This window comes from Terrabacter sp. BE26 (assembly GCF_041941675.1).
Taxonomy (GTDB): Bacteria; Actinomycetota; Actinomycetes; order Actinomycetales; family Dermatophilaceae; genus Terrabacter.
The window spans coordinates 1,268,966-1,293,688 of the sequence record NZ_CP090122.1; the positions used below are offsets into that span (position 1 = coordinate 1,268,966).

21 protein-coding genes and 1 pseudogene are annotated in these 24,723 nt (G+C 69.5%); 11 read left to right on the forward strand and 11 right to left on the reverse strand.

Annotation, left to right across the window (positions count from 1 at the left end):
• Positions 1 to 183 precede the first annotated feature (183 nt).
• From LQK93_RS06025 to LQK93_RS06055, 7 genes are all read left to right on the forward strand, one after another.
• A complete protein-coding gene (locus tag LQK93_RS06025) occupies positions 184 to 927 on the forward strand; it encodes an amino acid ABC transporter ATP-binding protein (RefSeq protein ID WP_374971458.1) in 744 nt (247 codons plus the stop codon).
• Between the two features lies 1 nt (position 928).
• Positions 929 to 1,567 (forward strand): amino acid ABC transporter permease, encoded by a 639-nt coding sequence (locus LQK93_RS06030; RefSeq protein WP_374970641.1) that lies wholly within the window; start codon positions 929 to 931, stop codon positions 1,565 to 1,567.
• Positions 1,564 to 2,220: an amino acid ABC transporter permease gene (locus tag LQK93_RS06035; protein ID WP_374970642.1), complete on the forward strand. Its 657-nt coding sequence runs from the start codon at positions 1,564 to 1,566 to the stop codon at positions 2,218 to 2,220. The genes LQK93_RS06030 and LQK93_RS06035 overlap by 4 nt, the downstream gene beginning before the upstream one ends.
• A 96-nt stretch (positions 2,221 to 2,316) precedes the next feature.
• Positions 2,317 to 3,150, forward strand: coding sequence for a substrate-binding periplasmic protein (locus tag LQK93_RS06040; protein WP_374970643.1), 834 nt, complete (start codon positions 2,317 to 2,319; stop codon positions 3,148 to 3,150).
• 27 nt (positions 3,151 to 3,177) lie between these two features.
• On the forward strand, positions 3,178 to 4,203 hold the full coding sequence (locus tag LQK93_RS06045) for a hypothetical protein (RefSeq protein WP_374970644.1): 1,026 nt from the start codon (positions 3,178 to 3,180) through the stop codon (positions 4,201 to 4,203).
• A 40-nt stretch (positions 4,204 to 4,243) separates the two neighbouring features.
• Positions 4,244 to 6,235 carry an FAD-dependent oxidoreductase gene (locus tag LQK93_RS06050; protein WP_374971459.1) on the forward strand — a complete coding sequence of 664 codons (1,992 nt, stop codon included), beginning with the start codon at positions 4,244 to 4,246 and terminating at the stop codon, positions 6,233 to 6,235.
• Positions 6,236 to 6,287: 52 nt separating this feature from the next.
• Positions 6,288 to 7,211, forward strand: a complete 924-nt coding sequence (locus LQK93_RS06055) for a LysR family transcriptional regulator (protein ID WP_374970645.1) — start codon at positions 6,288 to 6,290, stop codon at positions 7,209 to 7,211.
• Between the two features lie 27 nt (positions 7,212 to 7,238).
• On the opposite strand, the gene LQK93_RS06060 is transcribed toward LQK93_RS06055, so the two are convergent.
• Genes LQK93_RS06060 through LQK93_RS06070 form a run of 3 tightly spaced genes read right to left on the reverse strand, consistent with a single transcriptional unit; the run spans position 7,239 to position 11,620 of the window.
• Positions 7,239 to 8,555 carry an NAD(P)/FAD-dependent oxidoreductase gene (locus tag LQK93_RS06060; protein WP_374970646.1) on the reverse strand — a complete coding sequence of 439 codons (1,317 nt, stop codon included), beginning with the start codon at positions 8,553 to 8,555 and terminating at the stop codon, positions 7,239 to 7,241.
• 44 nt (positions 8,556 to 8,599) lie between these two features.
• Positions 8,600 to 9,550: an ornithine cyclodeaminase family protein gene (locus tag LQK93_RS06065; RefSeq protein ID WP_374970647.1), complete on the reverse strand. Its 951-nt coding sequence runs from the start codon at positions 9,548 to 9,550 to the stop codon at positions 8,600 to 8,602.
• 21 nt (positions 9,551 to 9,571) lie between these two features.
• Positions 9,572 to 11,620, reverse strand: coding sequence for an FAD-dependent oxidoreductase (locus LQK93_RS06070; RefSeq protein ID WP_374970648.1), 2,049 nt, complete (start codon positions 11,618 to 11,620; stop codon positions 9,572 to 9,574).
• A 71-nt stretch (positions 11,621 to 11,691) separates the two neighbouring features.
• Here LQK93_RS06070 and LQK93_RS06075 point away from each other — a divergent pair, with 71 nt between their 5' ends.
• The gene (locus LQK93_RS06075; protein WP_374970649.1) at positions 11,692 to 12,381 is read left to right on the forward strand and encodes a GntR family transcriptional regulator; all 690 of its coding nucleotides are present in this window, start codon (positions 11,692 to 11,694) and stop codon (positions 12,379 to 12,381) included.
• A 181-nt stretch (positions 12,382 to 12,562) separates the two neighbouring features.
• Positions 12,563 to 12,997, forward strand: a complete 435-nt coding sequence (locus LQK93_RS06080; protein ID WP_374970650.1) for a tyrosine-type recombinase/integrase — start codon at positions 12,563 to 12,565, stop codon at positions 12,995 to 12,997.
• Between the two features lie 211 nt (positions 12,998 to 13,208).
• Here the strand turns inward: LQK93_RS06080 and LQK93_RS06085 are convergent, their stop codons facing one another.
• The 6 genes and pseudogenes from LQK93_RS06085 to LQK93_RS06110 form a co-directional block, all read right to left on the reverse strand.
• Positions 13,209 to 14,192 carry a 2Fe-2S iron-sulfur cluster-binding protein gene (locus LQK93_RS06085; protein WP_374971460.1) on the reverse strand — a complete coding sequence of 328 codons (984 nt, stop codon included), beginning with the start codon at positions 14,190 to 14,192 and terminating at the stop codon, positions 13,209 to 13,211.
• A 57-nt stretch (positions 14,193 to 14,249) separates the two neighbouring features.
• Positions 14,250 to 14,447, reverse strand: a pseudogene (locus LQK93_RS06090) (2Fe-2S iron-sulfur cluster-binding protein); the annotation flags it as partial.
• Positions 14,444 to 15,352 (reverse strand): FAD binding domain-containing protein, encoded by a 909-nt coding sequence (locus LQK93_RS06095; protein ID WP_374970651.1) that lies wholly within the window; start codon positions 15,350 to 15,352, stop codon positions 14,444 to 14,446. The pseudogene LQK93_RS06090 and the gene LQK93_RS06095, both read right to left, overlap by 4 nt.
• Positions 15,353 to 15,359: 7 nt before the next feature.
• Entirely contained in the window at positions 15,360 to 16,139 is a 780-nt protein-coding gene (locus LQK93_RS06100) for an enoyl-CoA hydratase/isomerase family protein (RefSeq protein WP_374970652.1), read from the reverse strand.
• A 1-nt stretch (position 16,140) separates the two neighbouring features.
• Complete coding sequence (locus LQK93_RS06105) at positions 16,141 to 18,543, reverse strand: xanthine dehydrogenase family protein molybdopterin-binding subunit (RefSeq protein ID WP_374970653.1); 2,403 nt, start codon at positions 18,541 to 18,543, stop codon at positions 16,141 to 16,143.
• The gene (locus tag LQK93_RS06110) at positions 18,540 to 20,114 is read right to left on the reverse strand and encodes a class I adenylate-forming enzyme family protein (protein WP_374970654.1); all 1,575 of its coding nucleotides are present in this window, start codon (positions 20,112 to 20,114) and stop codon (positions 18,540 to 18,542) included. Before LQK93_RS06110 ends, LQK93_RS06105 begins: the two co-directional genes overlap by 4 nt.
• Positions 20,115 to 20,184: 70 nt before the next feature.
• Here LQK93_RS06110 and LQK93_RS06115 point away from each other — a divergent pair, with 70 nt between their 5' ends.
• A complete protein-coding gene (locus tag LQK93_RS06115) occupies positions 20,185 to 20,730 on the forward strand; it encodes a PadR family transcriptional regulator (protein ID WP_374970655.1) in 546 nt (181 codons plus the stop codon).
• Positions 20,731 to 20,825: 95 nt separating this feature from the next.
• On the opposite strand, the gene LQK93_RS06120 is transcribed toward LQK93_RS06115, so the two are convergent.
• The gene (locus LQK93_RS06120; RefSeq protein WP_374970656.1) at positions 20,826 to 22,283 is read right to left on the reverse strand and encodes an MFS transporter; all 1,458 of its coding nucleotides are present in this window, start codon (positions 22,281 to 22,283) and stop codon (positions 20,826 to 20,828) included.
• A 247-nt stretch (positions 22,284 to 22,530) separates the two neighbouring features.
• Here LQK93_RS06120 and LQK93_RS06125 point away from each other — a divergent pair, with 247 nt between their 5' ends.
• Complete coding sequence (locus LQK93_RS06125) at positions 22,531 to 23,139, forward strand: DUF6448 family protein (RefSeq protein WP_374970657.1); 609 nt, start codon at positions 22,531 to 22,533, stop codon at positions 23,137 to 23,139.
• A 115-nt stretch (positions 23,140 to 23,254) separates the two neighbouring features.
• On the opposite strand, the gene LQK93_RS06130 is transcribed toward LQK93_RS06125, so the two are convergent.
• Positions 23,255 to 24,718: an amidase gene (locus LQK93_RS06130; RefSeq protein ID WP_374970658.1), complete on the reverse strand. Its 1,464-nt coding sequence runs from the start codon at positions 24,716 to 24,718 to the stop codon at positions 23,255 to 23,257.
• Positions 24,719 to 24,723 lie beyond the last annotated feature (5 nt).

Below are 24,723 nucleotides of genomic sequence, written 5' to 3' on the forward strand. Positions count from 1 at the left end.
GGAGCAGCCGGGGAAACAGCCACAGAGACGGTGGGCCTACCCCTCGGATCGGTGGGGCTCAGAGAGGTACACAACGACGCCGCCGCTCGGGCAAGGTTGCGGCACCTCGGGTTTACCGGACGAAAGGAGGTGGGCAGCGTGGCCCAGCCTGTCACTGATCCCGCCGCGGCGAAGTCCACTGGCATGGACGTCGGCCTCGAGCACATCGTCAAGGCATACGGAGAGCACGTTGTCCTCGATGACGTCTCCCTGTCGGTGCGCGAGGGCGAGGTCTGCGCGATCATCGGCCCGAGCGGTGCCGGCAAGTCGACCCTGCTGCGCTGCATCAACCTGCTCGAGCGTCCCGACAGCGGCACGATCCGCGTCGGCGACACGACGATCGACGCAGGCCAGGAGGTCGGGAACAAACAGCTGCATGGTCTGCGTCGGCAGGTCGGCATGGTGTTCCAGTCGTTCAACCTCTTCCCTCACCTGACGGTCCTGCGCAACATCGCCCTCCCGCAGGAGCGGGTCCTCGGGCGCAGCCGCGCTGAGGCGGAGGATCGGGCGATGGAGCTGCTGCAGCGAGTTGGCTTGGGCGACAAGCCTGCCCAGTACCCGTCACGCTGCAGCGGCGGCCAGCAACAGCGCGTTGCCATCGCCCGGGCGCTGGCCCTTGACCCCAAGGTGATGCTCTTCGACGAGCCCACCTCGGCGCTCGACCCGGAGCTCGGTCTCGAGGTGCTCGCCGTGATGCGCGAGCTGGCGGACGAGGGCATGACCATGATCGTCGTGACGCACGAGATGCAGTTCGCCCGCGACGTCTCCGACCACCTCATCGTCATGGGGCATGGCACCGTCCTCGAGGAGGGCCAGCCGGAGAAGGTCTTCACGGATCCCGCTACGGAACGGACCCGTCGGTTCCTGCGCGCGGTGCTGGAGCGCTGACGTGGAGTACATCGGGCCGATTGCGAGCGGCGTACCGATGTCGCTGCTCCTGACGGTGCTCGGCTTCGCCATCGGCGCCGTGGGCGGTGTCCCGCTGGCACTCATGCGCCGGTCGCGGTTCCGCTCGGTCCGGTTCATCAGTCGCTCGATCATCGAGCTGCTGCGCGGGATCCCGCCGATCGTGTGGATCTTCCTCGTCTACTTCGGCATCGGCAACGGCGTCATCAAGGTCGAGCCGGTGCCCGCCGCGATCGTCGCGTTCGGGCTCATCTCGTGTGCGTACCTCGCCGAGATCTACCGCGGCGGGCTGTCGGCCGTGCACCGGGGGCAATGGGAGGCAGGCGTCGCGCTGGGCCTCAGGCACAGCGACCAGCTCGCCCGAATCATCGGCCCCCAGGTCATGCGCTACTCGATCCCGGCCGCGGCCACCTACGCGATCGGCCTGCTCAAGGACACCTCGATCGCCTTTACCATCGGCGCCCAGGAGATCCTCTTCTTCGCCGACAGCCAGGCGAAGCAGTCGTCGGATGCCTTGACGCCCTACCTCGTGGCGGCTGCCGCCTACATCATCATCACCGTGCCCTGCGCGTGGTTCGCCCGCTCGGTCGACCGCCGCCTGCGCGTGAGGATCGCGTCATGACCGTGCTCCAGGACTGGCTCGGCTTCCTGCCCCAGCTCGCTTCGGGCCTGTGGGTCAGCATCGTCGTCTGCCTCGCCGCGGTCGTCGTCGGGCTGCCACTCGGCCTGGTCCTCGCCCTCGGCTCGAGCGGACGGAGCCGGGCCGTGCGCTGGCCCGCCATCGCGGTCGTCGAGATCGGGCGGGGAGCACCCGCACTGGTCGTTCTCCAGGTCTTCTACTTCGGCCTGCCGAGCGCAGGGGTGACGCTGTCGTCCACGCTGGCGGCCTGTCTCGCGCTCGCCCTCACCACCGCCGCCTACACCTCAGAGATCATTCGCGGTGGTCTGCAGGCGGTGCCCCGAGGAGAGCTCGAAGCGACGGAGGCGCTCGGGATGTCACGACCGGACGCGCTGCGATTCGTCGTGATCCCGCAGGGGATCCGCGTGGCGATCCCGCCCCTCATGGGGTTCGGCGTGCTGATCTTCCAGGCGACCTCGCTCGCCTACACGATCGCCCTGCCGGAGCTGCTCGGGCGCGCCTACAGCATCGGGTCGAGCACCTTCCAGTACCTCTCGGTGCTGGCACTGGCTGGCCTGATGTATGCCGCCGTGACGATCCCCGCGAGCCTGCTGACCGACCGGGTGGAGCGACGGATGTCACGTCACCTCGCCTGAACGGACACGTCCGCCGCACACCATCGATCCACCAAACCCAGCACCCCATCGCTCCTCCGGCACCGATGCCGGAGGCGGACTGAAAGGCACATCCTCATGCGTCTACGCGCCACTATCGTCGGAGTCGCGATCCTCACAGCGCTGCCCCTCTCCGCCTGCGGAAGCCAGGGCTCCTCTGCTGACGTCGCGAAGGACTGCAAGCCGGCCCACAAGCTCTCGACGGTCACGGAGGGAAAGCTGACGGTTGCCGGCTACGACCTGCCGCCATACGCGGCCCAGAGCGGCGACAAGCTCACGGGAGTCGACCCCGACATCGTCGCCGAGATCGCCAAGATGGAGTGCCTGACCGTCGAGGCGAAGTGGATGGCCCCGGCCGCCGTCATCCCGACCGTCCAGAGCAACCGCGCCGACCTCGCCGTCGGCGACTGGTACCGGACGCAGGCACGAGCCAAGATCGTGAGCCTGAGCGACCCGATCTATGTCGACCAGATGGGCATCTCGTCGAAGGACGGCGTCGACACGGTTGCTGCTCTCAAGGGCAAGAAGGTCGGCACGGTCGATGGGTATCTCTGGGTCGAGGACCTGAAGAAGTACCTCGGCGACTCGCTGCGGATCTACCCCTCGACCGTCAACATGAACCAGGACCTCAAGTCCGGGCGCATCGACTTCGCCGTCGACTCCTTCGGGTCGCAGAAGGTCACCAACCCGACGATGAAGATCATGGTGGCCCAGCCGGACCCCGCCGTTGCCGCCTCCCAGGAGGCCGCGCAGGCGTCACTCCCGGTCCCGTCGACCAACGCTGACCTGCTGAAGGCCATCAACGAGGACCTCAAGACGCTCCGGGACAACGGCAAGCTCAAGGAGATCCTCGTCAAGAACGGTCTCGACGGCTCGGCGGCCGACACCGGCGAAGCCCGCCTCATCTCCTGAGCGCCCGGGCATGACGAAGGCACAGCCGTGCTCCTGATCGAGGCGAGCGTCGTGCATGAGGCGCTGGACACCGCCCTGCTCATGGACGCACTCGAGGAGGCGCACCGTGGTCCGATGCCGGACCACAGCTGGCAGGTGCTCGAGCAACCGGCCGCAGCCGGCCGGCAGGCGTTCCTGAGCCTGCCGGCCTGGATGCCGGAGGATGGTCTCGGCGTGAAGCTCGTGTCGTCCTTCCCGGGCAACCGTGAGCAGCATGGCCTGCCGACCGTGCACTCCCTCTACATCTGGTTCGACCCTCACACCGGAGCGCCCATCGCACTGATGGACGGCGAGGCGCTGATCTTCCGGAAGACGGCGGCCGACTCGGCACTCGGATCCAAGTTCCTCTCGCGGCCCGACTCGAGGACGCTGCTCATGGTCGGCGCCGGGGCGCTGGCGCCCCACCTGGTCCGGGCCCACCTCGTCGCACGACCCGGCCTGCGTCACGTCGGGGTGTGGAACCGCACCCGTGTCTCGGCAGAAGCGCTCGTCGCTGACCTTGTGGCGACGGGCGTGGACGCGTTCGTGGTCGACCGGCTCGACGATGCGCTCAGGTCGGCCGACATCGTCAGCGCCGCCACGATGTCGGCCGACCCGATCATCAAGGGCGACCTGCTGCGTCCCGGAACCCACGTCGATCTCGTGGGCTCGTTCACGCCACAGATGCGAGAAGCGGACGACGCCCTTCTGCAGCGGTCCGAGGTCTTCGTCGACTCCTACGGCGCGACGGAGCACTCGGGTGACTTCGTGGACCCGGTCGCACGCGGCGTGTTCTCCCTCGACGACATCGCCGGTGACCTCACCGCCCTGGCCACCGGTTCGGCCGGCCGAAGCGGTCCTGCGGCGATCACCATGATGAAGAACGGGGGCGGCAGTCACCTCGACTACTTCACGGCGCGAGAGGTCCTCCGCGCCGTCGAGAGCGGGCGGGTCGTGAGCGGTATCAGCCGCTTCTCCCCGGCCGGCCCAGTGCCTCCGGCCACCACGGCGTCAACGGACGGAGCAGCGCACTGAGCGGCGCCGCATGGTCACGACTGAGAGAACGGACTCGATGATGAGCGAGTGGTTGCTGGACGAACCTCTGCAGGTCGGTCCACGAACCCTCCGGGGGCGCGTCTTCCTGCCACCCCACCAGCCCGGCCTGGCCGAGGGGGGTCGCGTGAGCGACCGGTATGTCGCCTACCACCGAGAGCGTGCCCGCGCCGGGGTGGCCATGCAGATCACCGGCGCGACCCCGGTCGCGCCGTCGGTGGAGTGGTCCGACATCTGCCTCTGGAACATCGACGACAGCGTGGTCCCCGGGTACCAGCGTCTCGCCGAGGCAGTCCACGAAGAGGGCGGCACGATGCTCGCCCAGCTGGCCCACCCCGGCCCGACCGAGTTCGAGGGGCCCGAGGTCATCTCGGCCTCCCGGGTCTTCTCTGAGGTGACGCGACAGGTGGCGGTGCCGGCCACGACCGAGCAGCTCGCTCGGGTCGTCGAGCAGTACGCCGAGGCAGCGGAGAGGTGCCGGCGTGGCGACCTCGACGGGGTGGAGATCAGCATGGCGCACGGGCTGCTGCTCGCCTCGTTCCTGTCTCGCATGACGAACCAGCGAGACGACGAGTTCGGTGGCGACTTCGAGCGTCGCCTGGAGCTGCCCCGCCGAGTGCTGAGGGCGGTGCGCGAGGCGATCGGCCAGGACCTCATCCTCGGCATCCGGCTCGGTTCGGACGACCTCGTCGAGGGCGGGCTCACGCCGGTCGACGCGGCCCGGATCGCCCAGGCCTTCGAGCCCGAGGTGGACTACATCAGCGTCATGGTCGGCAACAACAACCGGCTGGAGGCCCGGGTGCGGCACTGGCCTCCGACACCGGCCCAGCCGGGACTCTTCCGAGGCGTGGCTCGCACCGTCAAGGCGGCAGTCTCCGTGCCGGTCGCCATGGTCGGGCGGGTGACGACCCTGGCGCTGGCCAACGACATCGTGGCCGCCGGCGACGCCGACCTAGTCGGCATCGTCCGGGGACACATCGCCGACCCGGCCCTCATCAGCAAGACCCGAGCGGGCCACGCCGCGGACGTGCGGCCGTGCGTCGGCGTCAACGTCTGCACCAACGGGCTGCTCGCCGGACGCACGCTCACCTGCATGGTCAACCCCGATGCGGGCGACCCTGGAGCAGCTGCGGCACGCGACCTCCAGGGCCACCGCTCCGTCGTCGTAGGGTCCGGCCCTGCTGGCCTCGAGGCGGCTCGTCGCCTGGCGGAGCGGGGCAGCGCCGTCACCCTGGTCGAGCGCACCACGACCATCGGTGGGCAGATGGCCGGCTGGACGGCCGCTCCCAGCCGGCGCGAGGTGCGGGACTTCCTCACTTGGCAGCAGCGCCAGCTGCGCCAGCTCGGGGTCGACATCAGGCTAGGCACGACTGCCGACCTCGACCTCGTGCAGCAGCTGAATCCCGATGACGTCATCGTGGCCACTGGCGCCGTCCCGTCCGGTCTCGTGCTCGAGCACGACGACGGCACAGTGGCCCTCTTCGATCCCATCCGGACGTTCACCGAGCCGCCCACCGGAACCGTCCTCGTGTTCGACGAGGTCGGCCAGCTCGACGGCGCGCTCATCGCGGAGTTCCTCCACGCGGCCGGGACGACCACCCTGCTCGCCACCTCCCGGCTCCACGTGGGCGAGGGCGAAGGGATCAACACGCTCTACCCGATGCTCCGCACCTTGGGCGATGCCGGAGTGGCCACGCTCGAACGGGTCCGGCCCGTCGCGGTACGCGACGGCGAGGTCCACCTTGCCGGCATCTTCGGCGGCCCAGCCCACCGGGTGCCCGCCGACGCGCTCGTGTGGTGGTCCGGCGGCGACCCGGTCCTTGACCTGCACGAATCCTTGACCGGCGTCGGCCGCAGCAGCCATCTGATCGGTGATGCCCTGCGTCCGCGGCGAACCACTGACGCCGTCGCCGACGCCAAGGAGGCCGTCTCGACCATCGCGGCCAGGCCAGTCGGAGCTCGTCTCATGACAGCCTCGACGCGCCGCCGTGCCGACACCCAGGCGCTCGGTTGATCACATGAGCCGGGGCGGGGTGGGCATGGCTGCGACCGATACTCTGGGCGCCATGTTCAACCCGCTCCATCTGCGCACGCTGATGACGGTCGTCCGGACCGGCTCCTTCGCGGACGCAGCGCGGGAGCTCGGCTACACGGCCTCGGCCGTCTCCCAACAGATGGCGCTGCTCGAGCGGCAGGTCCGGATGCCGCTGTTCGACCGGTCGCCCCGCAGCGTCACCGCGACGCCGACCGCTGTGATGATCGCCGAACGAGCGCGCGAGTCACTATCGGCCCTCGACGTCCTCGATGAGGAGGTCATCGGCCTCGCGCAAGGCAGGCTCGGGGTGCTGCGGGTCGGCAGCTTCCCGACCGCGAGCCAGCGGCTGCTGCCGGTCGCCCTTGCTCACTACAAGGTCCGGCACCAGGGCGTGCACATCGAGTTGGACGAGGCCGAGGCCGACACGCTCGCGGCCCGCGTCGCTGATGGCCAAGGCGACCTCGCCCTCGCCTATCGCTACGACCTCGTGCCGCGCTCGCTGCCCGAGGGGCTGTGCTCGGAAAGGCTGCTGGACGAGGAGCTGCTCCTCCTGCTCCCGGCCGACGACCCGCTCGCCGATGCCGACGCCATCGCCCTGACCGACCTGCAGCCACGGACCTGGGTCACCACCCGCGTGGGCACTCCAGGGACCGAGTGCCTCCACCGGCTCTGCGCCGAGTACGGTTTCGCGCCCCAGATCTCCTTCCGCAGCAACGACTACGCGGTGATCCACGAGTTCGTCCGGCGGGGCTTCGGCATCGCCCTCATCCCGGCGCTGAGCCACACACCGAGCGCCGGTATCCGGAGCCGGCGACTGGACGGAGTGACCGCCCGGCGCCACGTCCACGTGCTGGTGCGCTCGCGGATGCTCAACCCCGCCGTCGCCGACTTCGTGCAGTCGCTGCACGCCGCCGCCGCCCAGGTCGCCGAGGACCATCCTGACCTCTCCGCGTGACCGCGAAGAGGTGGTGTCGGGGCGGCCTCAGGCGAAGACGCTGAAGCTGCTCCGGGTCCGGTCGACCTTGCGGAGCCGGCTGTAGTCGCTGAGGTCCACCGTTAACCCGGTGACGGGCAGGGTCAGCCGGGTGGGCACCCTGTCATGGTCCTCGCCCGCCTCACTCGCCTCGATGATCGCGGCGAGCAGCTGGCCGACGACGGGAGCGTTCTTGAACTGGTTGCCGCTCGTGCCGATCGCGACGTAGTAGCCGGCCAAGCTGGTGCGGTCGTAGATGGGCACCCAGTCGTCGGACACGTCGTAGACGCCGACGACTCCCGACGGCCGGTTGGGGACCGTCAGGTCCGGGAGCCGGCGGGCGGCGCGGTACGCCTGCGCCTCGTAGACCTCCTTGCTCACGGTCACCGCATAACGGTCTGCGTCGTCGAGCCACTGCAGCTCGTCGCAATCCGGCTCTGCGCCGCCCACCAGGAACCCGCCGGCAGGCGCGCCACGGAAGTAGGTGCCGAGGTCGAGGTCGGCGACCATGGGCCCTGGCACCTCGTGGTTCCAGGTGGGCGGTGCCGCGAGGTGATGCACCTCCTGACGCATGGGCCGCGTCCTGATGCCGAAGTCGTCGAGCACGCCGGCCATCTGGTTGATGACACCGGAGTGCGGCCCGGAGACGTTGACCACGACCGGTGCCAGCACCGTCGTCCCGTCGGCCAGCTCGACACCACGGACTTCGTGCTCGTCGCGCACGATCCCGGTGACCTGCGCACGGAACCGGAACTCAGCGCCGTGGCGCCCCGCAGCGGCCATGAGGTTGTGGGCTGCGAACACCGGGTCGTCCACGAAGCCGCCGTCCGGGGTCCAGTACGCCGTCAGCGACCCCTCAGGCGGATCCCAGAACGCCTCGTCGGTGACCGGCTTGGGCGGCCAGAACCGGCCGGGGTCGAGTGCCGGCAGTTTCGCCTGGACAGTGTCGCTGTCCCATTCCTCGTATGGGACGCCCGCACGGTCGAAGAAGCTCAGCACCTTGGACCGTTGTTGTCCCGGCGACTCGAGGCAGAGGGCCCCGGTGCGCACGAAGTGAGCGAGCTGGCCGTCGTCGGTACCGTCGAGGTAGCCCTCCCAGTCGGCCCAGAGCTGCTTCGCCTCCCATGCCACGGCGACCGCCGTGAACGTCGAGTAGTTGAACCGGATGCAAGCCGAGGAAGCGCTCGTCGAGCCGTGCCCGGCACCCGGTCCTCGGTCGACGACGACCACGCGACGACCGCGCCGTGCCAACTCGTAGGCGACATCGCAGCCGATGACACCGGCACCGATGACGACGACGTCCGCCGTGACTCTCTGGTCCGACATGACTCCTTCTTCCATGTTGCTCGGGATGGTGGGACAGAGGTCGGTCACACGACGGCAGTGGGGGCCAGCACCTCCCTGACTGCGGCAGATGCGATGACCACGTCGGCCCACGCCTCGCCCACACTCTTGAAGAGCCGTGGGCAGTCGGCGGCGACCGCCACGTCGCCTCGGACGAGCTCGCTGAGGTCTCCGTCGATCGCTGTGCCGACCGGGACGCCTTCGTCGATGGCGATGACGATGTCGCCCGCCTGGGTCAGCGCCGACGCCCGGGACTCGACGATCACCGTTGCCGTTCGAACGAGGGCCGCGTCGACCTCTCGTCTCGTGGGCGAGTGGGAGCCGACGGCGACGACGGTGGCGCGCGGACGGAGCGCGCGGGAGTCGAACACAGGGTCGGCGGCGGTGGTGCAGCAGGCCACGATGTCTGCCGCACGCACGTCTGCAGGAGTGCCGGGGATCGCAGCGAGGCCGGCCGAGTCGAGCTGCTCGACAACGGACTCAATGGCCTCGGGCCGGCGCCCGATGACCCACACCCGTTCGAGCGGACGGACCGAGTCGATGGCCAGGGCGTGCGCCACCGACTGCGGTCCCGTCCCGAACAGCGCGAGCGACCGCGCCGTGCCGGGTGCGAGATGGCGGATCGCGAGAGCGGAGAGGCCCGCGGTCCGCAGCAGCGTCAGGGTGCGCGCCTCGAGCACGGCGGTCGGCGTCAGCGACGCGCCGTCGAAGGCGAGGTGGACTCCCTGGATCCGTGGCACGGCTGGTCCGGCAGAGCCGTGGTGGACCGACACGACCTTGACGCCGACGTCCGCGCCCACCTCGGCAGGCATGAGGAGCAGCTCACCGGCGCTGACCGGGACGCCGATGCGAGCTGGCAGGTCCCCGCGGCTGGCCCCGGCCCGGATGGCCGACTCGAGGGTGTCGATGACCCGCAACCACGGCAACGCGCGCGTCAGCGATGCGGCGTCGATCCACGGGATGGTGCTTGTGGTCATGGCTTGGCTCCCTCCGGTCCCTCACAACGCGATGCACAGGCGCAGCGCGTCGTAGATGGCGGCATGGATGTTGCGGCTCGTCACTGCGTCGCCGATGCGGAAGAGCTGGTAGCGCCCGTCGGCCTTGCGGGTCACCTCTTGGGGGCGGCCGGCGAGCAGCGCCTCCTGGTCGACCTCTCCCCCGTTGCGCGAGCCGGCGCGCAGCTCGTGGTACAGGTCTGCCACGGGCAGCGTGCCGTGCTCGACGACGACGTGATCGACCAGCCGGGTCACCTCAAGGTCGGCGTACTCGCTCCACAGGACGGCCTCGAGGCGCCCGTCGGCCGAGCGTCGGACCCTGCGCAGATAGTACGGCAGGGTCACCTTCACGTCGTGCACGGCGAAGCTCTTGAGGTAGGCAGGCGAGTTCATCGCACCGACGTCGGGCGCGATGACGCGCTCGGGGGTGACGAACTCGACCGAGGTACCGCGCATGGCGAGCACCTCCGCCGCGTCCATGCCGGGGTAGCCGCCGTGGTCGTCGAAGACGAGGACGTCTCCCCGGGGGCGCAGCGACCCGTCCATCACGTCCCAGACGTCGTGGACCAGCTCGGCTCCTTCACCGAGGAACTCACGGTTCGGCATGCCGCCGGTTGCGACGATGACGATGTCGGGGTCCTCGGCAAGGACGTCGGATGCCTCGGCGAACCGGCCCAACCGGATCTCGACGCCGTGCTGTTTGGCCTCGGCGAGGCGCCAGTCGACGATCCCGATGAGATCACGGCGGTGGGGGGATGGCGAGGTGAGGCGGATCTGTCCTCCGACCTCGTCGTTGGCCTCGAACAGCACGACGTGGTGGCCGCGGGCGCCGAGGACTCGAGCTGCCTCGAGGCCGGCAGGACCGGCGCCGATGACGACCGCACGCCGAGGAGCCTCGCTCCGGCGGCCGATCTCGTGGACGAGGGTCTGCTCGCGGCCCGCGGCGGGGTTGTGGATGCACTTCGCGTCGCCGCTCTGGTAGATCGCATCCAGACAGTAGTTCGCCCCCACGCACGGTCGGATGCGGTCCTCCTGACCTGCCGCGATCTTGTTGACGAGGTGCGGGTCCGCGATCTGGGCACGGGTCATGCCGACGAGGTCGACGAGCCCTTCCCGGACGGCGTAACGGGCCGTGGCCACATCCGCTATCCGTGACGCGTGCATCACCGGGATGTCGAGCTCCTGCTTGATCCGACCGGTCCACTCGAGGAATGGCGCCGAAGGCTGGCCCATTGACGGAATGACCTTGGAGAGCGTGTGGTCGCTCTCGATCGAGCCCTTGATGGTGCTGACGAAGTCGATCCCGTCGGCGGTGTAGGCCTTCAGTGCGCTGATCGCCTCGTCCTGGGCCAGGCCACCGGGGCGGTCCTCGTCGAGCATCATGCGGATGCCGACGATGAAGTCGGGGCCGACCGCCTCGCGCACCGCCCGGATCACTCGGCGCGGGAAGGCCATCCGGCCCTCCAGGTCTCCGCCCAGCTCGTCGTCGCGGTGGTTGGTCCACGGGGAGAGGAAGCTGTCGAGGAAGTGTCCGTAGGACTGCAGCTCGATGCCGTCGAGGCCACCGGCCTGGCAGCGGGCGGCCGCCTCCGCGTAGTGGCGCACGATCCGGTCGAGGTCCCAGCTCTCGGCCCCCTTGGGGAAGGCCCGATGGGCAGGCTCACGCAGCGGTGAAGCCGAAAGGACCGGCAGCCAGTCCCCCGTGTAGTTGCTCGTTCGGCGGCCCAGGTGGGTGACTTGGCACATGACCGCCGCGCCCGCCGCGTGCACCTCGTCGCTGAGCCGACGCAGCCAGCCGACGACCTCGTCCTTGTAGAGCACGAGGTTGCCGAAGGAGGGTGGGCTGTCTGGGGAGATGACGGCCGAGCCACCGATCATCGTGAGTCCGACCCCGCCGCGTGCCTTCTCCAGGTGGTAGAGGCGGTAGCGGTCCTTGGGCATGCCGTTCTCGCCGTAGGCGGGCTCGTGCGAGGTACTGACAACGCGATTGCGAAGGGTGAGGTGCTTGATCGTGAAGGGCTGCAGCAGGGGGTCGTGCGACGCGAGACTCACCCAACGCTCCTTTGCGTAACCGGTAGTCGATTACCGGCTATCGTGTGGGGATCACCCATCACTGTCAAGAGGTGAGCCACCTGTCAAACCTCCCCGCACAGCGCCTCGCTCCGACGCCGAGCCTGCGCGACAAGGCGCTCGAGATCCTGCGTCAAGCGATCGTCACCGGGCAGATCGCCCCCGGTGAGCTGTACTCCGCCGCGGCTCTCGCCAAGGAGCTCGGCGTCTCGGTCAGCCCGGTGCGCGAGGCCATGCTCACCCTCGTCAACGAGGGGGCGCTCGAGGTGGTCCGCAACCGAGGCTTCCGCATCCCGGAGTTCGCCGAGCAGGACCTGGCCGAGGTCTTTGACCTGCGCCTCCTGCTCGAAGTGCCGAGCATGGGCCAACTGGCCGGGATGGACCTCAAGGACGCACAGCCCGAGCTCGAGCGACTGGTAGTTGCCACCGAGGAGACGGTCCACGACGCCACCGAGTTCCTCGCCCGCGACCGTGACTTCCACCTATACCTGTTGGCACTGCGCGGCAACGAACGACTGGTCGACATCGTCAGGGTGCTGCGGGACCAGACCCGGCTCTACGGGCTGGGCCCCGAGGCCAACCGCCAGCTCCGCGTCGAGGCCGCTCACGAGCACCGTGACCTGGTCGACAAAATCCTCCACGGCGATGCTGCCGGAGCCGAGGACGTGATGCGACGGCACCTCGAGCACATCCAGCAGGACTGGTACGGCGGCGCTCCCGCCTCGACCCGACACGGCGCCTGAGCTAGGCGGAAGGCAGGCACCTCATGGCACCGACGTCCCTAGGGCCCTTGACCGGGATCGACGATGACCGTCTCGTCCTCAGCAGCCACGAGCAGGACATGCTCGACGGGCGTGAGGGAGCCGGCTAAGTCGGGCTACCCGGCCTCTGGCGGCCGGCCACGTCACGGTGCGACGCAACTACGTGGAGCTGCTCGAAGCACCCCGCAAGTTCGAGAAGGACCCCAAGAGCGACGCCGGCAAGCGGACGGTCACCACCCCGCCGCACATCCTGCCCCTCGTCGAGCGCCACGCCTGCGAGTACAGCGGCACCGTCTGCTTCGTCGCTGATCGCAACGGACGGCAGGTTCGGGGCAACACCATCTACCAGGCCTTCGTTCGCGCCCGAGACAGGGTGGGCCTCACGATCGCCTTCCACGACCTCCGCTACACCGGGCAGTCACTGGCGGCGGCGACAGGCGTGAGCCTCGTCGACCTCAAGAAGCGGCTCAGACACTCCTCGACCGCCGCAGCCCAGCGGTACATGCACGCAGTCGAGGGGCGGGACGCGCAGATCGCCGACGCGCTCTCAAAGCTCGCCGAACGCGGAGACGCGAGCCGACTGCCGAGAACGTTCTGATGGCATATCGCACGCCCGATCGCACGACGCGGCAAGCGGGCCGCTGAACTGCACCTATGCCACTCCCTGAAAATCGGAAGGTCGGCGGTTCGCCCCCGCCCCTGGCCACAACCCCGAAACCGCAGGTCACCCTTCGTGTGACCTGCGGTTTCGTCGTCGTGAGGTCTTGGTGACGCTCCCGCTTGGGAGGGGCCTGACAGGAGGAGTGCGCTTACTGGTTCTTCGATCGCCGACGGCCCAACGCCCTCAGCACCCGGTCGGCGGAATCCCGAGCACGCGCCCGGAGAGCGGCAGCAAGCAGAGCGAAGGCGCTCGGTGGGCGAGCGTCCACCTCAGGCTCGGCGCCTGCAGCTGCTTGGTCGATGGCTCGAGCGAAGTCTTCGAACATGCGCTTGCTCACGTCTCCAGCGAGCGAGCGGCCGAACCCCGCGATGCGGCCGGTGAGGAACACCTTGGCGTCCGCGTGCAGCGAGGTGCCCGCCCCCGAAGGCGTGGCGACCATGACGATGCCTGCCTGCGCGCTTCCGCCGCCGGTGTCCTTGCCCTGTGCGTTGAGGACGATGCGGTCGGCCCGCTGCCCGAGGACCTGAGCCAAGCCTTGGAACGAGAGGCGCACCGGCCCCAGCGCGATCCGGGCGCGTCCGCGGTACCAGTCGTCGCCCAGGTCTTCCGTCAGTTCGGCGCCCGGGAGACATCGGGCCAGAACTCGCACGTCACCCAGGACTCGGGCCACGTCGGCTGGACTCGAGGTCAGCTCACTCGTGAGGTCGATGGCGATGGTGGGCTCGCCCGAGGGCAGCTCGATGTGCTGAGGCTTGGAAGAGTCATCGGGCGCGGACGTCTCTTCGGCAGTCACGCCGGTCACGCCGGCCACGCCCGAGGCGCCGGCGGGAGTTCGGCCCACGAGGGTGCGCGCCGCGCAGTTCCCCGGGCCGGGGATGCCGTCGCGGTGGGCTTCGGCCACGTCATCGACCGCGTCGATGATGTTGCGGTATCCGGTGCAGCGGCACAGCACTCCGGACAGCTCGGCAGGAAGGTCCTCCCTCGCGACATCCGGTTCATGCGAGAGGAGGTCGTAGGAGCTCATGAGGAAGCCCGGCGTGCAGAAGCCACATTGCAGGGCGTGATGGCGCCCGAACGACTCCTGCAGAGGATGGAGATCATCGACGCGCCCCATACCTTCGACCGTGGTCACCTCCGCGCCGTCGAGCTGGACTGCGAAGAGCAGGCAGGCTCGGGCCGCCTGACCGTCGACGAGGACAGTGCACATGCCACAGATCCCGTGCTCGCACCCGACGTGCGTCCCGGTGAGGCCGAGATGGTCACGCAGGGCGTCGGACAGCGTGACGCGAGCCGGCAGCGTCATGGACGTCGGCGTCCCGTTGACGGTCAGATTCACCTCGATCTCGCTGCCGGCCTGAGCCAAGGGCTGTGCGCTGGGGTTGTTCATGCGGATGACACCTCGTCACGGGGGTTCACGGACTTCAGGTAGGCGCGGCTGATCTCGCGGGAGAGCAGCCCTGCGGTGAGCTGCCGGCGGTAGGCCTGGCTTGCGTGGGCGTCGCCAACCGTGTCGACCACCCGCGCAGCCACCTCCTCGGCGGACTCGCCCAGTGCCCGGCGCAGGTCCGACTCACTGGGTGTACGACCGACCTGCTCGAGGGCGGACTCGAGCTCGGCGGAGACATCCGCCTTGGCCGGACGGTCGGAGACGCCGAAGCAGGTGATGGCAGCCTCGACGTGGTCGGCGCCGGTCTTCACCCGGGCCGCCACCCCGGCCAACGCGAAGTCACCATGGCGCCGGGCGATCTCTCCGAAGCCGAATCCCTCCCCTGCCGCCGCGACGGGGAACCGCACCGCCGTCAGCAGCTCGTCCGGCTCCATCACCGTCGTCATCGCGCCGGCGAAGAACTCGGAGGCCGCCACGTCACGGCTGCCCCGGGAGCTGCGCAGCGTCATGGTGGCATCCAGGCACGTGGCCACGGCAGGCAGCTCGGCCGAGGGGTCTGCGTGGGCCAGGCTGCCGCACACCGTCCCCCGGCTGCGGATCTCCCGGTGGCCGACCCACGGGAGGGCCAGCCGCAGAAGGGGCACCGCTTGTGAGACGGGGTCGTACTGCACCTGGCGCTGACGCACCATGGCCCCGACCCGCAGCTGGCCTCCGTCGAGGGCGAGCTCCTTCAGCTCCGGCACCGCGTTGAGGTCGACCAAGGTCGACGGCCGGCCCAGACGCATCGCCAGCACCGGCACGAGGGACTGGCCGCCGGCCAGCACCTTGGCGCCCTCGCGCCCCAGCTCGGCGAGGGTGTCCTCGACCGTGGCCGGGCGCACGTAGGCGAATGAGGCCGGCTTCATCGCTGGGTCACCGCCCCTGGAAGACGGGGGGGCGCTTCTCCCCGAACGCGGCGACGCCTTCGGCGAAGTCCTTGGTCGACCGCAGCATGGCGTAGGCCTTCCGCTCGAGCTCGATCCCGGTGTAGAGCGGCCCGTCGACGCCTCGGTCGAGAACCTCCTTGGCCGTCCGCAGGGCGATGGGCGAGTAGCCCAGGAGCATCGTCACGACCTCGTCGACGCGCTTCTCCAGCTCCTCGCGGTCTGCGCAGTTGTGCGAGGTCAGGCCCCAGTCCAACGCCTGCTGGCCGGTGATGCGCTCGCCCGTCAGGATGTGGTACTTCGCCCTGGACAGGCCGATGAGACGCGCAAGACGCTGGGTTCCGCCGCTACCCGGCATCATGCCCAGCTTCATCTCGGGAAGCGCGAAGCGGGATCGGTCGGTCGCGATCCGGATGTCGGCCGCGAGCGCCAGCTCGAGGCCGACCCCGAAGCAGTAGCCGTCGATCGCCACGATGACCGGCTTGGGGCTCCTCGCTGCCGCGGTGACGTTCTGGCCCAGATCGGTCAGGTCGACGGGGTCGACCTCCATGAACCCGGCGATGTCACCCCCGGACGTGAAGTGCTCGCCCTCGCCGCGGATGACGACGACCTGGACCGTCGGGTCCGCGTCGATCTCGGTGAAGCGGTCCTGCATGAGCTGCCGGGTCTCCATCGTGATGACGTTGTACCGACCGTGGTCGATGGTGAGGTTGGCAACCCGTCCGTCATGGCTGCGATCAAGGCGGATCTGGCCTCCGGTCAGTGGCATGTCACTTTCCTTCTCTCGTGTTGAGCAGTTGGTGCAGGACGTTTCCGTGGAGAGGCAGCGAGGTGATCTCGATGCCTTCTGGTGCGAGCGCGTCGGCCACGGCGTTGGCGATGGCCACCGGAAGGCTCATGGAGCTTCCTTCGCCGCAGCCCTTGGCGCCCAGCCGGGTCAGTGGCGACGGCGTCTCGAGGTGGTCGCTGACCACCGGGAAGCAGGACTCCGCCGACGTGGGGCACAGATAGTCCATGAAGGTCCCGGCGGTGGGTTGGCCGGAGTCCGAGTAGGTCATCTCCTCGAACATCGCGCCGCCCATGGCCTGGACGATGGCGCCGTGGACCTGCCCGTCGACGAGCGTCTGGTTGAGGATCGTTCCCGCGTCGTGCACCGTCGAGAGCTTCTCGATGGTCACCGACAGCGTCTCCTTGTCGATGCGGACGACCACCACGTCGGCGACGAAGCCGTAGCAGAGGCTGGAGTTGACCTGGTCGGTGCGAGAGGGCGCTTTGGACTGGGGCGGGGTGAACGCCGCCTCCTCATAGAGCCGGGCAGAGACTCCGTCGGGCAGCGAGCCGGGGTCCCAGTGGACCAGGCCGGCAGCGTGCCGGAAGGCGACGGCCCGGTCGGGCTCGTCGATGACGCGAACCTTGCCCTCCGCCAGCTCGAGCGACTCCGGGTCAGCCTCGAGCAGGACCGAGCCGGCGATCTTGATCGTCTCGGCGATCCTGTCGCACGCCTCGAGCAGCGCGCTGGTGAGCAGCGGCGCGAAGCGAGAGGAGTAGCTGCCGGAGCTGATGGTCCACGGCGTCGTCGCGGTGTCCATCTCCACACGGGGGCGGACCTGCTCGACGGGCAGCCCGAGGTGTCGCGCCACGATGTCTCGGGCGACGGTGGCGTGCCCCTGTCCCTGCGGCACGGTGCCGAGCAGAACCGAGACGACCCCTTGGAGGTCCACGCTGACCCGGACGTGCTCCGTCGAACCGGACTTGCCGCGCTTGGCGGTTCGGTCCTGGACCGGCGTGGCCAGACCGACGTAGCCGATGTTGGTGGCTGAGGGATCGACGATGGTGGCTACGCCGATGCCCATCCACTCCCCTCGTTCGCGTGCCAACCGCTGTTCCGCCCGGAGGGCCTCGTAGTCGGCGTTCTTGAGGGCGAGCTGCAGGGCAGCGTGGTAGTCGCCGGAGTCGTAGATGCCCCCGCTGGGGGTGGCATACGGGAAGGAGTCCGCGCGCACCATGTTTCGGCTGCGGAGCTCTGCCGGGTCGATGCCGCAGGTCGACGCGATCTTGTCCATGAGCCGCTCGAGCCCGAAGTAGAGCTGCTGGCCGCCGAAGCCACGGTTGAGTCCGGTCGGCGCCTTGTTCGTCACGACCCCGCGGGCGCGGATCGTGACGTTGTCGATCGTGTATGCGCCGGTGATGTTGCCGAAGCAGCGGTAGAGGGTGCTGGGCTCGGGTGGGCGTAGGTACGCTCCCACGTTGTCGACGAGGTCGACGCGCAGGGCGCTGACCAGCCCCTCGTCGTCGACAGCCGCCTCGAGGGTCATGAGGCGGTCGGAGCCGGATGAGCTGGCCAGCAGGTGCTCCAACCGGTCCTCCGTCCACCTCACCGGGCGACCCGCATACCTGCTCGCCACGGCCATGAGCGCGATGTAGGGATAGATGGCCGACTTGATGCCGAAGCTGCCACCGATGTCGCCCGGGACGATGAGGCGCAGTGAGGACGTCGGGATGCCGAGCGCCCCGGCCAGGACGGGGGCCATGGAGAAGGGTCCGTGGAAGTTGGCGTGGGCGACGACCTCCGGCCCCTCGCTCCCCTCGCGCCAGTCGGCCACCACCGAGTAGCACTCCATCGGAGTCGAGGAGTATCGCGGGAAGGAGTAGCTGCTGGTCACGACGTGGCTGGCCGCCCCGAAGGCTCCCTCGACGTCTCCGAAGTCGAAGGTCCGGTCGGTCGCCACGTTGCTCTGGGCCTGGTCGTGAAGTCGGGGAGCCGTGGGCTCCATCGCCGCATCCGTGCGGACGACGGCCGGGAGCGGCTCGTAGTCGATGTCGACGAGCTCCGCCGCATCCTCGGCCGTGTAGCGGTCCGAGGCGACGACCACGGCGACCGGCTCCCCGACGAACCGCACCTTGTCAGTTCCTGTCGCGTAGTACGGAGTGGGTGCGGACACGGACAGGGGAAACGGCTTGAGGGTTGCGAGAACCTCTTCCGGCCCGATCACCGCCGCCACACCGGGGTGGCGTCGGGCACGTTCCAGGCTCACGCTGCGGATGCGGGCATGCGCATGTGGGCTACGCACCACCGTGGCCACGAGCGTTCCGGGCAGCGGGTCCAGGTCGTCGAGAAAGCGTCCTTGCCCAGTCAGCAGGGCGGCGTCCTCGATGCGGGCCGATGTCGTCATGTGGGACTTCCCTCGCTGGAGTCGGCTAGTTGGGTGAAGTCGCCATCGACCAGTCGACGGCGCAGGATCTTTCCCACGGCAGACTTGGGGATCCGGTCGACGACGACGAAACGCTTGGGCCTCTTCATCGACGGCAGCCCGGACTCGAAGCGGGCGAACCTCTCGGCCTTGGCGAGGGTCTCGCTCGGTGAGTCGCCGCTCGCGCCCACGACGAACGCGGTGACCGCCGAGCCCCACTTGGCGTCGGGAGTCCCGACCACGACGACCTCCCGGAGGTCCGGGCACGACGCGAGGACATGCTCGATCTCCTCGGGGTAGATGTTCTCCCCGCCGGAGTTGATCATGTCGTCCACCCGCCCGGACACCCAGATGTCTCCGTCGTCGTCCGTGGTGGCCAGGTCGCCGGTGAAGTACCACCCGTCCCGGATCGACTTGCGGTCGGCATCCGGTCGGCGCCAGTACCCGCTGAAGGCCTCGGGGCTGCGCAGGGAGACGGCGACCTGGCCCTGTTCACCGGGTGCGACGACGTCCTCCGGGGATGCACCGGGGTCGGGATCCACCAGGCGGACGTTGGAGAAGACGCCGGCACGACCGGCACACCCGGGTTTGGTGGCGGCGTCCGGGCCGATGGTGAAGGTGTAGATCTCCGTGCTGCCGAAGTGGTTCACGAAACGCTCCGGGCTCAGCGTGTCACCGAGCTGCGCGGCCAGCGTGGGCGTCATGGACGCTCCTGCGTAGGCAAGTCGGCGCACCGAAGTCGCGTCCCCGAGCCGGCCGGTCTCCGCGAGGGACCAGTAGATGGTGGGAACGAGGTAGAGCGCGCTCACGTTCTCGGACATGATGAGGTGCAGCGCCGCCTGCGTCTCGAACTTGGCGAGAGGCACCCAGGTTCCGGCCGCCAGGACGCTGGCCAGCAGCGTCCGCAGCCCCATGGTGTGGAACATGGGCATCACGCCGAGGGTGACCTCACCCGGGCGGTGACCCGTCTGGATGAGGTGGGCCAGCGCCGCATAGTGCTCGGCCCGATGGGTGCGGGGCACACCTTTCGGGCGGCCGGTGGTGCCCGAGGTGTAGAGCATGACGCTGATGTCGTCCTCGGCGGAGGTGGACGGGACCGGCGTCGAGGGCGAGCGCCGAGCGGCGGCCTCGAGGGACGGCATACCGGGTGGCGAGTTCTCGGGGCGCCCAGCCCAGACGACGAGCGGAGGCAGTCCGTCGAGGTCGTCGAGCGCCTGGCTCACGACGGCGACGGTCGACTCGTCCACAGCGACCAGCGACGGTTCGCTGTCGGTGAGGCAGTAGGCCACCTCCTCCGGACCGAACCGCGTCGAGAGCGGTACGGAGACCACGCGCGCCTTCTGGGCGGCGAGGTGCAGCGTCGCAAGGGGCTCTCCTCCCGCCAGCAGAAGGACGGCTCGACTCCCCTCGACTGCGCCGAGCTCATGGAGGGCATGTGCGAGGCGCTCCGTGCGGTCGTCCCACTCGGCGTAGGTCAGCGGAGCAGCTCCCCCTACGGCACGACGATGTGGGTAGCGGGCTGCGGTCCAGCGCAGAGCCGTTGCGACGTCCACTCCCTGCTCCTAACCATACGTTTGAATGATCCGATCCGTACCATTGCGAGGCTACGATACGCTTCAGACCATGTCAACGTCGCGACTCACCACTACGTCATACGTCGTTCTCGGCATGCTCGCGATGCGAGGCCCCTCTACGAGCTATCAGCTCAAGCGGGCCGTTGCCCGGTCGGTGGGTTACTTCTGGCCCTTCCCGCACGCTCAGCTGTACTCGGAGCCGAAGCGCCTGGTCGAGCTCGGTCTGCTCGAGGTGCAGACAGAGGACGAAGGTCGTCGCCGTCAGACCTTCAGCGTGACCGATGCCGGCCTGGCTGCTTTGACGCGATGGCTGCGCGAGCCCTCGGAGGAGCCCCTCCAGGTCCGCGATGTCGGCGAGCTGAAGCTCTTCTTCGCCGAGCTCACAGATCCGGCGGACATCCGTGCCCTGGCGGCGCGACAGGTCGCGCAGCACGAGGAGCGGATTGCGACGTACGAGGACATGCAGGCTCGCTTCGGCGATCGAGGAGAGCTGGCCCACCGGATGGTCCCGCTCCGGCTGGGGCTCGCCATGGAGTATGCGGCTCTGCAGTTCTGGCAGGACCTGGAGAAGGAGCTGGAGAAGGAGCTGGCCTGACCTCGGACTTTCCCGGGCAAGGGCGAAGACCCACCTGGCGATCACCAGGTGGGTCTCCGATCAGGTGGGGTCCATGTCCGGGCCCGCGGCGGTTGTCATCGCCGGTCCTGCTCTCCCACTGACGCGACAGCGGCCGGCGAGTGCTCCCGGACGAGCGGACGTCCCGACGTGTCTGCGCCGGTGACTCCGATCTCGGACCCCACAGCCTCCTGGTCGATGCGGCCGCGGGTCTCGGGGCTGACGCCGACCGCGACGAGGAAGACGATGACGGAGCCGATGATGAACAGGACGAGCCGGCCCGGCACGTCAGCGAGCGTGGGGCTGAAGAGGTTCACGAAGGTCGGCAGGAGGCCACCGAGCATGAAGCCGGTGTTCCAGGAGACCGCCGTGCCGCGAGACCGCAGGACCGTAGGGTAACGCTCGTTGAGGAAGATCAGCACCGGGGCGTAAGCGGCGTTGGCCAGGAAGGCCAGCAGGCACGAATAGAGCAGGATCGTCCCCGTGTCGGACGGGCTCGCCTTGCCCAGGATCCAGGTGAATACGGGGAGCAGGACGAGGTTGGCCCCTCCGAACAGGATCATGGTCCTGCGTCGGCCGATGTGTTCGCTGAGCTCCCCGGCCGCCGTGGCTGAGATGACGACCACGACGCTTGAGATGAGGAGGACCTGACCGCGACTGCCAGTCGGCATCTTGATGACGGAGCCAAGGAGGGTGGGTAGGAAGCCCGACGTCAGGTAGTACTGCGCGCCGCCGCCGGCGGCCACGGCGATGTTGATCAGCAGGACCTTGCGGTAGCTGCCGGCCACGAGGTCGCTGAAACGAACCCGCTTGGGGTCCACCACTTCCCGCTTCCGCTTGGCGGCTTCCTGCTGCTCCTCCCAGAGCGGGGACTCCTCGACCCTCATCAGCACGAAGAGACTGAGCACCGCACCCAACAGCCCGGTGAAGAACATGACGCGCCAGCCGTTCTCATCGAAGGACGGGCCGGGGAAGAAATGGTTGACAGCGATGAACGCCACGCTCGCCAGGGCAGCGCCGAGGCCCGCCCCACCGCCGCCGATGAGTCCGCTCATGAGGCCACGCCACCGGGGCGCCACGCTCTCGGTGCCCAACGTGTGCGTGGTCGCGGTGACTCCCCCGACGAAGAGTCCTTGAACCACGCGCAGGACCAGGAAGATCACCGGCGATGCGACGCCGATGGCGGCATACGTCGGCACGAGCCCCATGGCCGCCGTGGCCAGGCCAACGCCGGCGAGAACCGTCACCATGATGGCTTTGCGGCCCTTGCGGTCGGCGAGCTCTCCGAAGAACGCAGCCCCGGCCGGCCGCATGATGATGCTCACGGCGAACGACGCGAAGACGGCAGCGAGGCTGAGCGTCGGGCTGTGCGAGGGGAAGATCTGCTTTCCGACCGGACCTGCGACGTAGAGCAGAAGGAAGAGGTCGAAGAGATCGAAGGACCAGCCGGCCACCGAGGCGAAGGCGGCCGCGAGAGGTGCGCCGGAGGCCCTCCCCCGTGCGCCGATCCTTCCCGTGGCGTGACTTCTAGACATATCCATGCCCTTCCCCGCGCAGAGGCTCCGGAATGGATCATCCAAAACATACCGTCCGCATCGGATGGCTGGAACCTATCGGGCGCTCTTCCGGGCAGTCAAGGGTTCCGGCAACGTCGCGCGACGGCCGGCGAGCAGCCAGCCCAGCAACGCTCCGAGGGACCTTGGACCCTGCCGCGCCGCGACGCCGCTGCCTACGGTCGATGGACGGTAGGGTCTCGCCACGTCTCTCCACGAGGAGGACACCATGCCCCCGCACTGCGACTCCCTCGACGGTCCCGTCGTCCGCGCGGCCCGCAACGCCCTCGAGGCTGGCGAGGTGACGCTCGTCCTGCCCTACGTCCCCGCGAGCGCCGAGGACGAGGTGAGGGCCAGCTTCGACTCCGTGCTGCCCGTGCGCGCCCTGGGCCACGGCGCCCGGGTCGTCGCGGAGCGCCTGTTCTTCGAGACGGTGGTCCGGCTGCATCGCGAGGCCGAGGGCGCCCCGTTCACCGGCCTGAGACCCGCGGGGCTCGACGACGGCCCCGTGATCCCGCTGGCCGAGGAGGCCATCGAGACGGGTTCAGCCGAGGACCTGACGACGTTCCTCGGGGCGGTCCTGACGGACGAGCTGCACCGGCGCCTCGCGGTCGTCGACGAGCTCGGCGCCGCGCGCGACGGGTCGGTGGAGCGTGATCGCGACTGGGTCGAGGCGATGCTCGGCTTCCAGACCTACAGCCAGACCCTCTTCGAAGCGCTCGAGGCGCGCGCGGCCGACCACGGCGGAGAGGACCACCGAGCCGACCGAGCCGACCGGGCCGACCGAGCCGACACAGACGCGGAGGCGCCGGGCCAGGAGCACGAGCACGTGCGCTGACCGGTGCGCCGACCCCCCGGTCCGCGGAGCCGAGAGGCCCGTGGGCCGGGACGCGTCACCCCGGGCCGGGGTGCGTCACCCCGGGCCGGGGTGCGTCACCCCGGGCCGGGGTGCGTCACGCGGGAATGGCGCGCGTCAGCAGCGGCGGGAGGGAGCCGTCCATGACCGGGCTCGCCCCCTCGTACGCGTGGGCCAGCTGCAGGACGCCGCGGTCGTCGTGGCGCCTCCCGACGAGCTGGAGGCCGGTCGGCAGGCCGCGCGCGTCGAAGCCCGCGGGCACTGCCGCCACCGGGTGCGTCGACATCGTCCACGGCACGACGGTCTCCATCCAGCGGTGGTAGGTGTCCATCCGCCGGCCGTCGATCTCCTCCGGCCAGTGGACCGCCTTGTCGAAGGGGAAGACCTGTGCGCTGGGCGCCACGACGTAGTCGTAGCGCTCGAGCAGGTCGGCCAGCGCGGCATACCAGCCGTCCCTGGCGGCGGCTGCCTGCGCGAGGTCGCGGGCGCTCAGGCGCAGGCCGTACTCGATCTCCCAGACGAGCTCGGGCTTCATCAGTGCCCGCGTCGCCGGGTCGTCGTAGAGGTCGGCGTGGCGCAGGTTGCCCCACGCGCGCCACGCCAGGTAGGAGCGCCAGATCTCCTCAGGGGCGTATGCCGGCAGCTCGGGTTCCACGACGCAGCCGAGCCTCTCGAACGTGGCGAGGGCCGACTCGCACAGCGCGAGCACTCCCGGCTCGGTCGCGAGGTAGCCGTCCCAGTCGCCCACCCAGGCGATCCGCGTCCCGGCGAAGTCCCGCTCGAGGGCGGCGGTGAAGGTCGCAGGGTCGTCGTCCAGCGACAGCGGCGCACCGGCGTCCGGGCCGGCCATCGTCGAGAGCAGGCGCGCGACGTCGGCCGTGGTGCGCCCCATCGGCCCGTTGACGCTGCCGTAGGGCACGAAGCCGGGCTCGGGCACCCGACCCCACGACGGTCGCAGGCCGACGACGTGGTTGAAGGCAGGCGGGTTGCGCAGCGAGCCCATGTTGTCCGAGCCATCCGCGACGGGGACCATCCGGGCGGCCAGCGCCGCGGCGCCGCCGCCGCTGCTGCCACCGGCCGTGCGTGAGGTGTCCCAGGGGTTCGCGGTCGTGCCCCACACCTCGTTGTAGCTCTGCGAGCCGAGCCCGAACTCCGGGGTGTTGGTCTTGCCGATGAGAATCGCCCCGGCGGCCCGGATGCGGGCGACCGGCACGTCGTCGGCCTCGGCGACCCGGCCGGCGAAGATGCGGGAACCGTTGGTGTGCGGCAGCCCCTTCGCGGCCGCCAGGTCCTTGACGGCGTGCGGGAAGCCGTGCATCCAGCCGCGGCTGCGACCCGCGGCCAGCTCCTCGTCACGCTCCCGCGCCTCGGCGAGCAGCACCTCGGGGTCGCGCAGGGCCACGATGGCGTTGAGCTCGGGGTTGTAGCGCTCGATCTGCGCGAGGTGGGCCCCCATCACGTCGACGCAGGAGACCTCACGGCGGTGGATCAGCCCCGAGAGCTCGACCGCCGAGCGCTCGACCAGGTAAGCCTGCTCTGCCGTCGGTGCGCTCACGTCCACGCCGC

Coding starts and splice junctions, on each gene's coding strand:
- LQK93_RS06025 (WP_374971458.1), top strand. CDS start 184: ATGGACGTCGGCCTCGAGCACATCGTCAAGGCATACGGAGAGCACGTT.
- LQK93_RS06035 (WP_374970642.1), top strand. CDS start 1,564: ATGACCGTGCTCCAGGACTGGCTCGGCTTCCTGCCCCAGCTCGCTTCG.
- LQK93_RS06040 (WP_374970643.1), top strand. CDS start 2,317: ATGCGTCTACGCGCCACTATCGTCGGAGTCGCGATCCTCACAGCGCTG.
- LQK93_RS06050 (WP_374971459.1), top strand. CDS start 4,244: ATGAGCGAGTGGTTGCTGGACGAACCTCTGCAGGTCGGTCCACGAACC.
- LQK93_RS06055 (WP_374970645.1), top strand. CDS start 6,288: ATGTTCAACCCGCTCCATCTGCGCACGCTGATGACGGTCGTCCGGACC.
- LQK93_RS06060 (WP_374970646.1), bottom strand. CDS start 8,555: ATGTCGGACCAGAGAGTCACGGCGGACGTCGTCGTCATCGGTGCCGGT.
- LQK93_RS06065 (WP_374970647.1), bottom strand. CDS start 9,550: ATGACCACAAGCACCATCCCGTGGATCGACGCCGCATCGCTGACGCGC.
- LQK93_RS06095 (WP_374970651.1), bottom strand. CDS start 15,352: ATGAAGCCGGCCTCATTCGCCTACGTGCGCCCGGCCACGGTCGAGGAC.
- LQK93_RS06100 (WP_374970652.1), bottom strand. CDS start 16,139: ATGCCACTGACCGGAGGCCAGATCCGCCTTGATCGCAGCCATGACGGA.
- LQK93_RS06105 (WP_374970653.1), bottom strand. CDS start 18,543: ATGACGACATCGGCCCGCATCGAGGACGCCGCCCTGCTGACTGGGCAA.
- LQK93_RS06115 (WP_374970655.1), top strand. CDS start 20,185: ATGTCAACGTCGCGACTCACCACTACGTCATACGTCGTTCTCGGCATG.
- LQK93_RS06120 (WP_374970656.1), bottom strand. CDS start 22,283: ATGTCTAGAAGTCACGCCACGGGAAGGATCGGCGCACGGGGGAGGGCC.
- LQK93_RS06125 (WP_374970657.1), top strand. CDS start 22,531: ATGCCCCCGCACTGCGACTCCCTCGACGGTCCCGTCGTCCGCGCGGCC.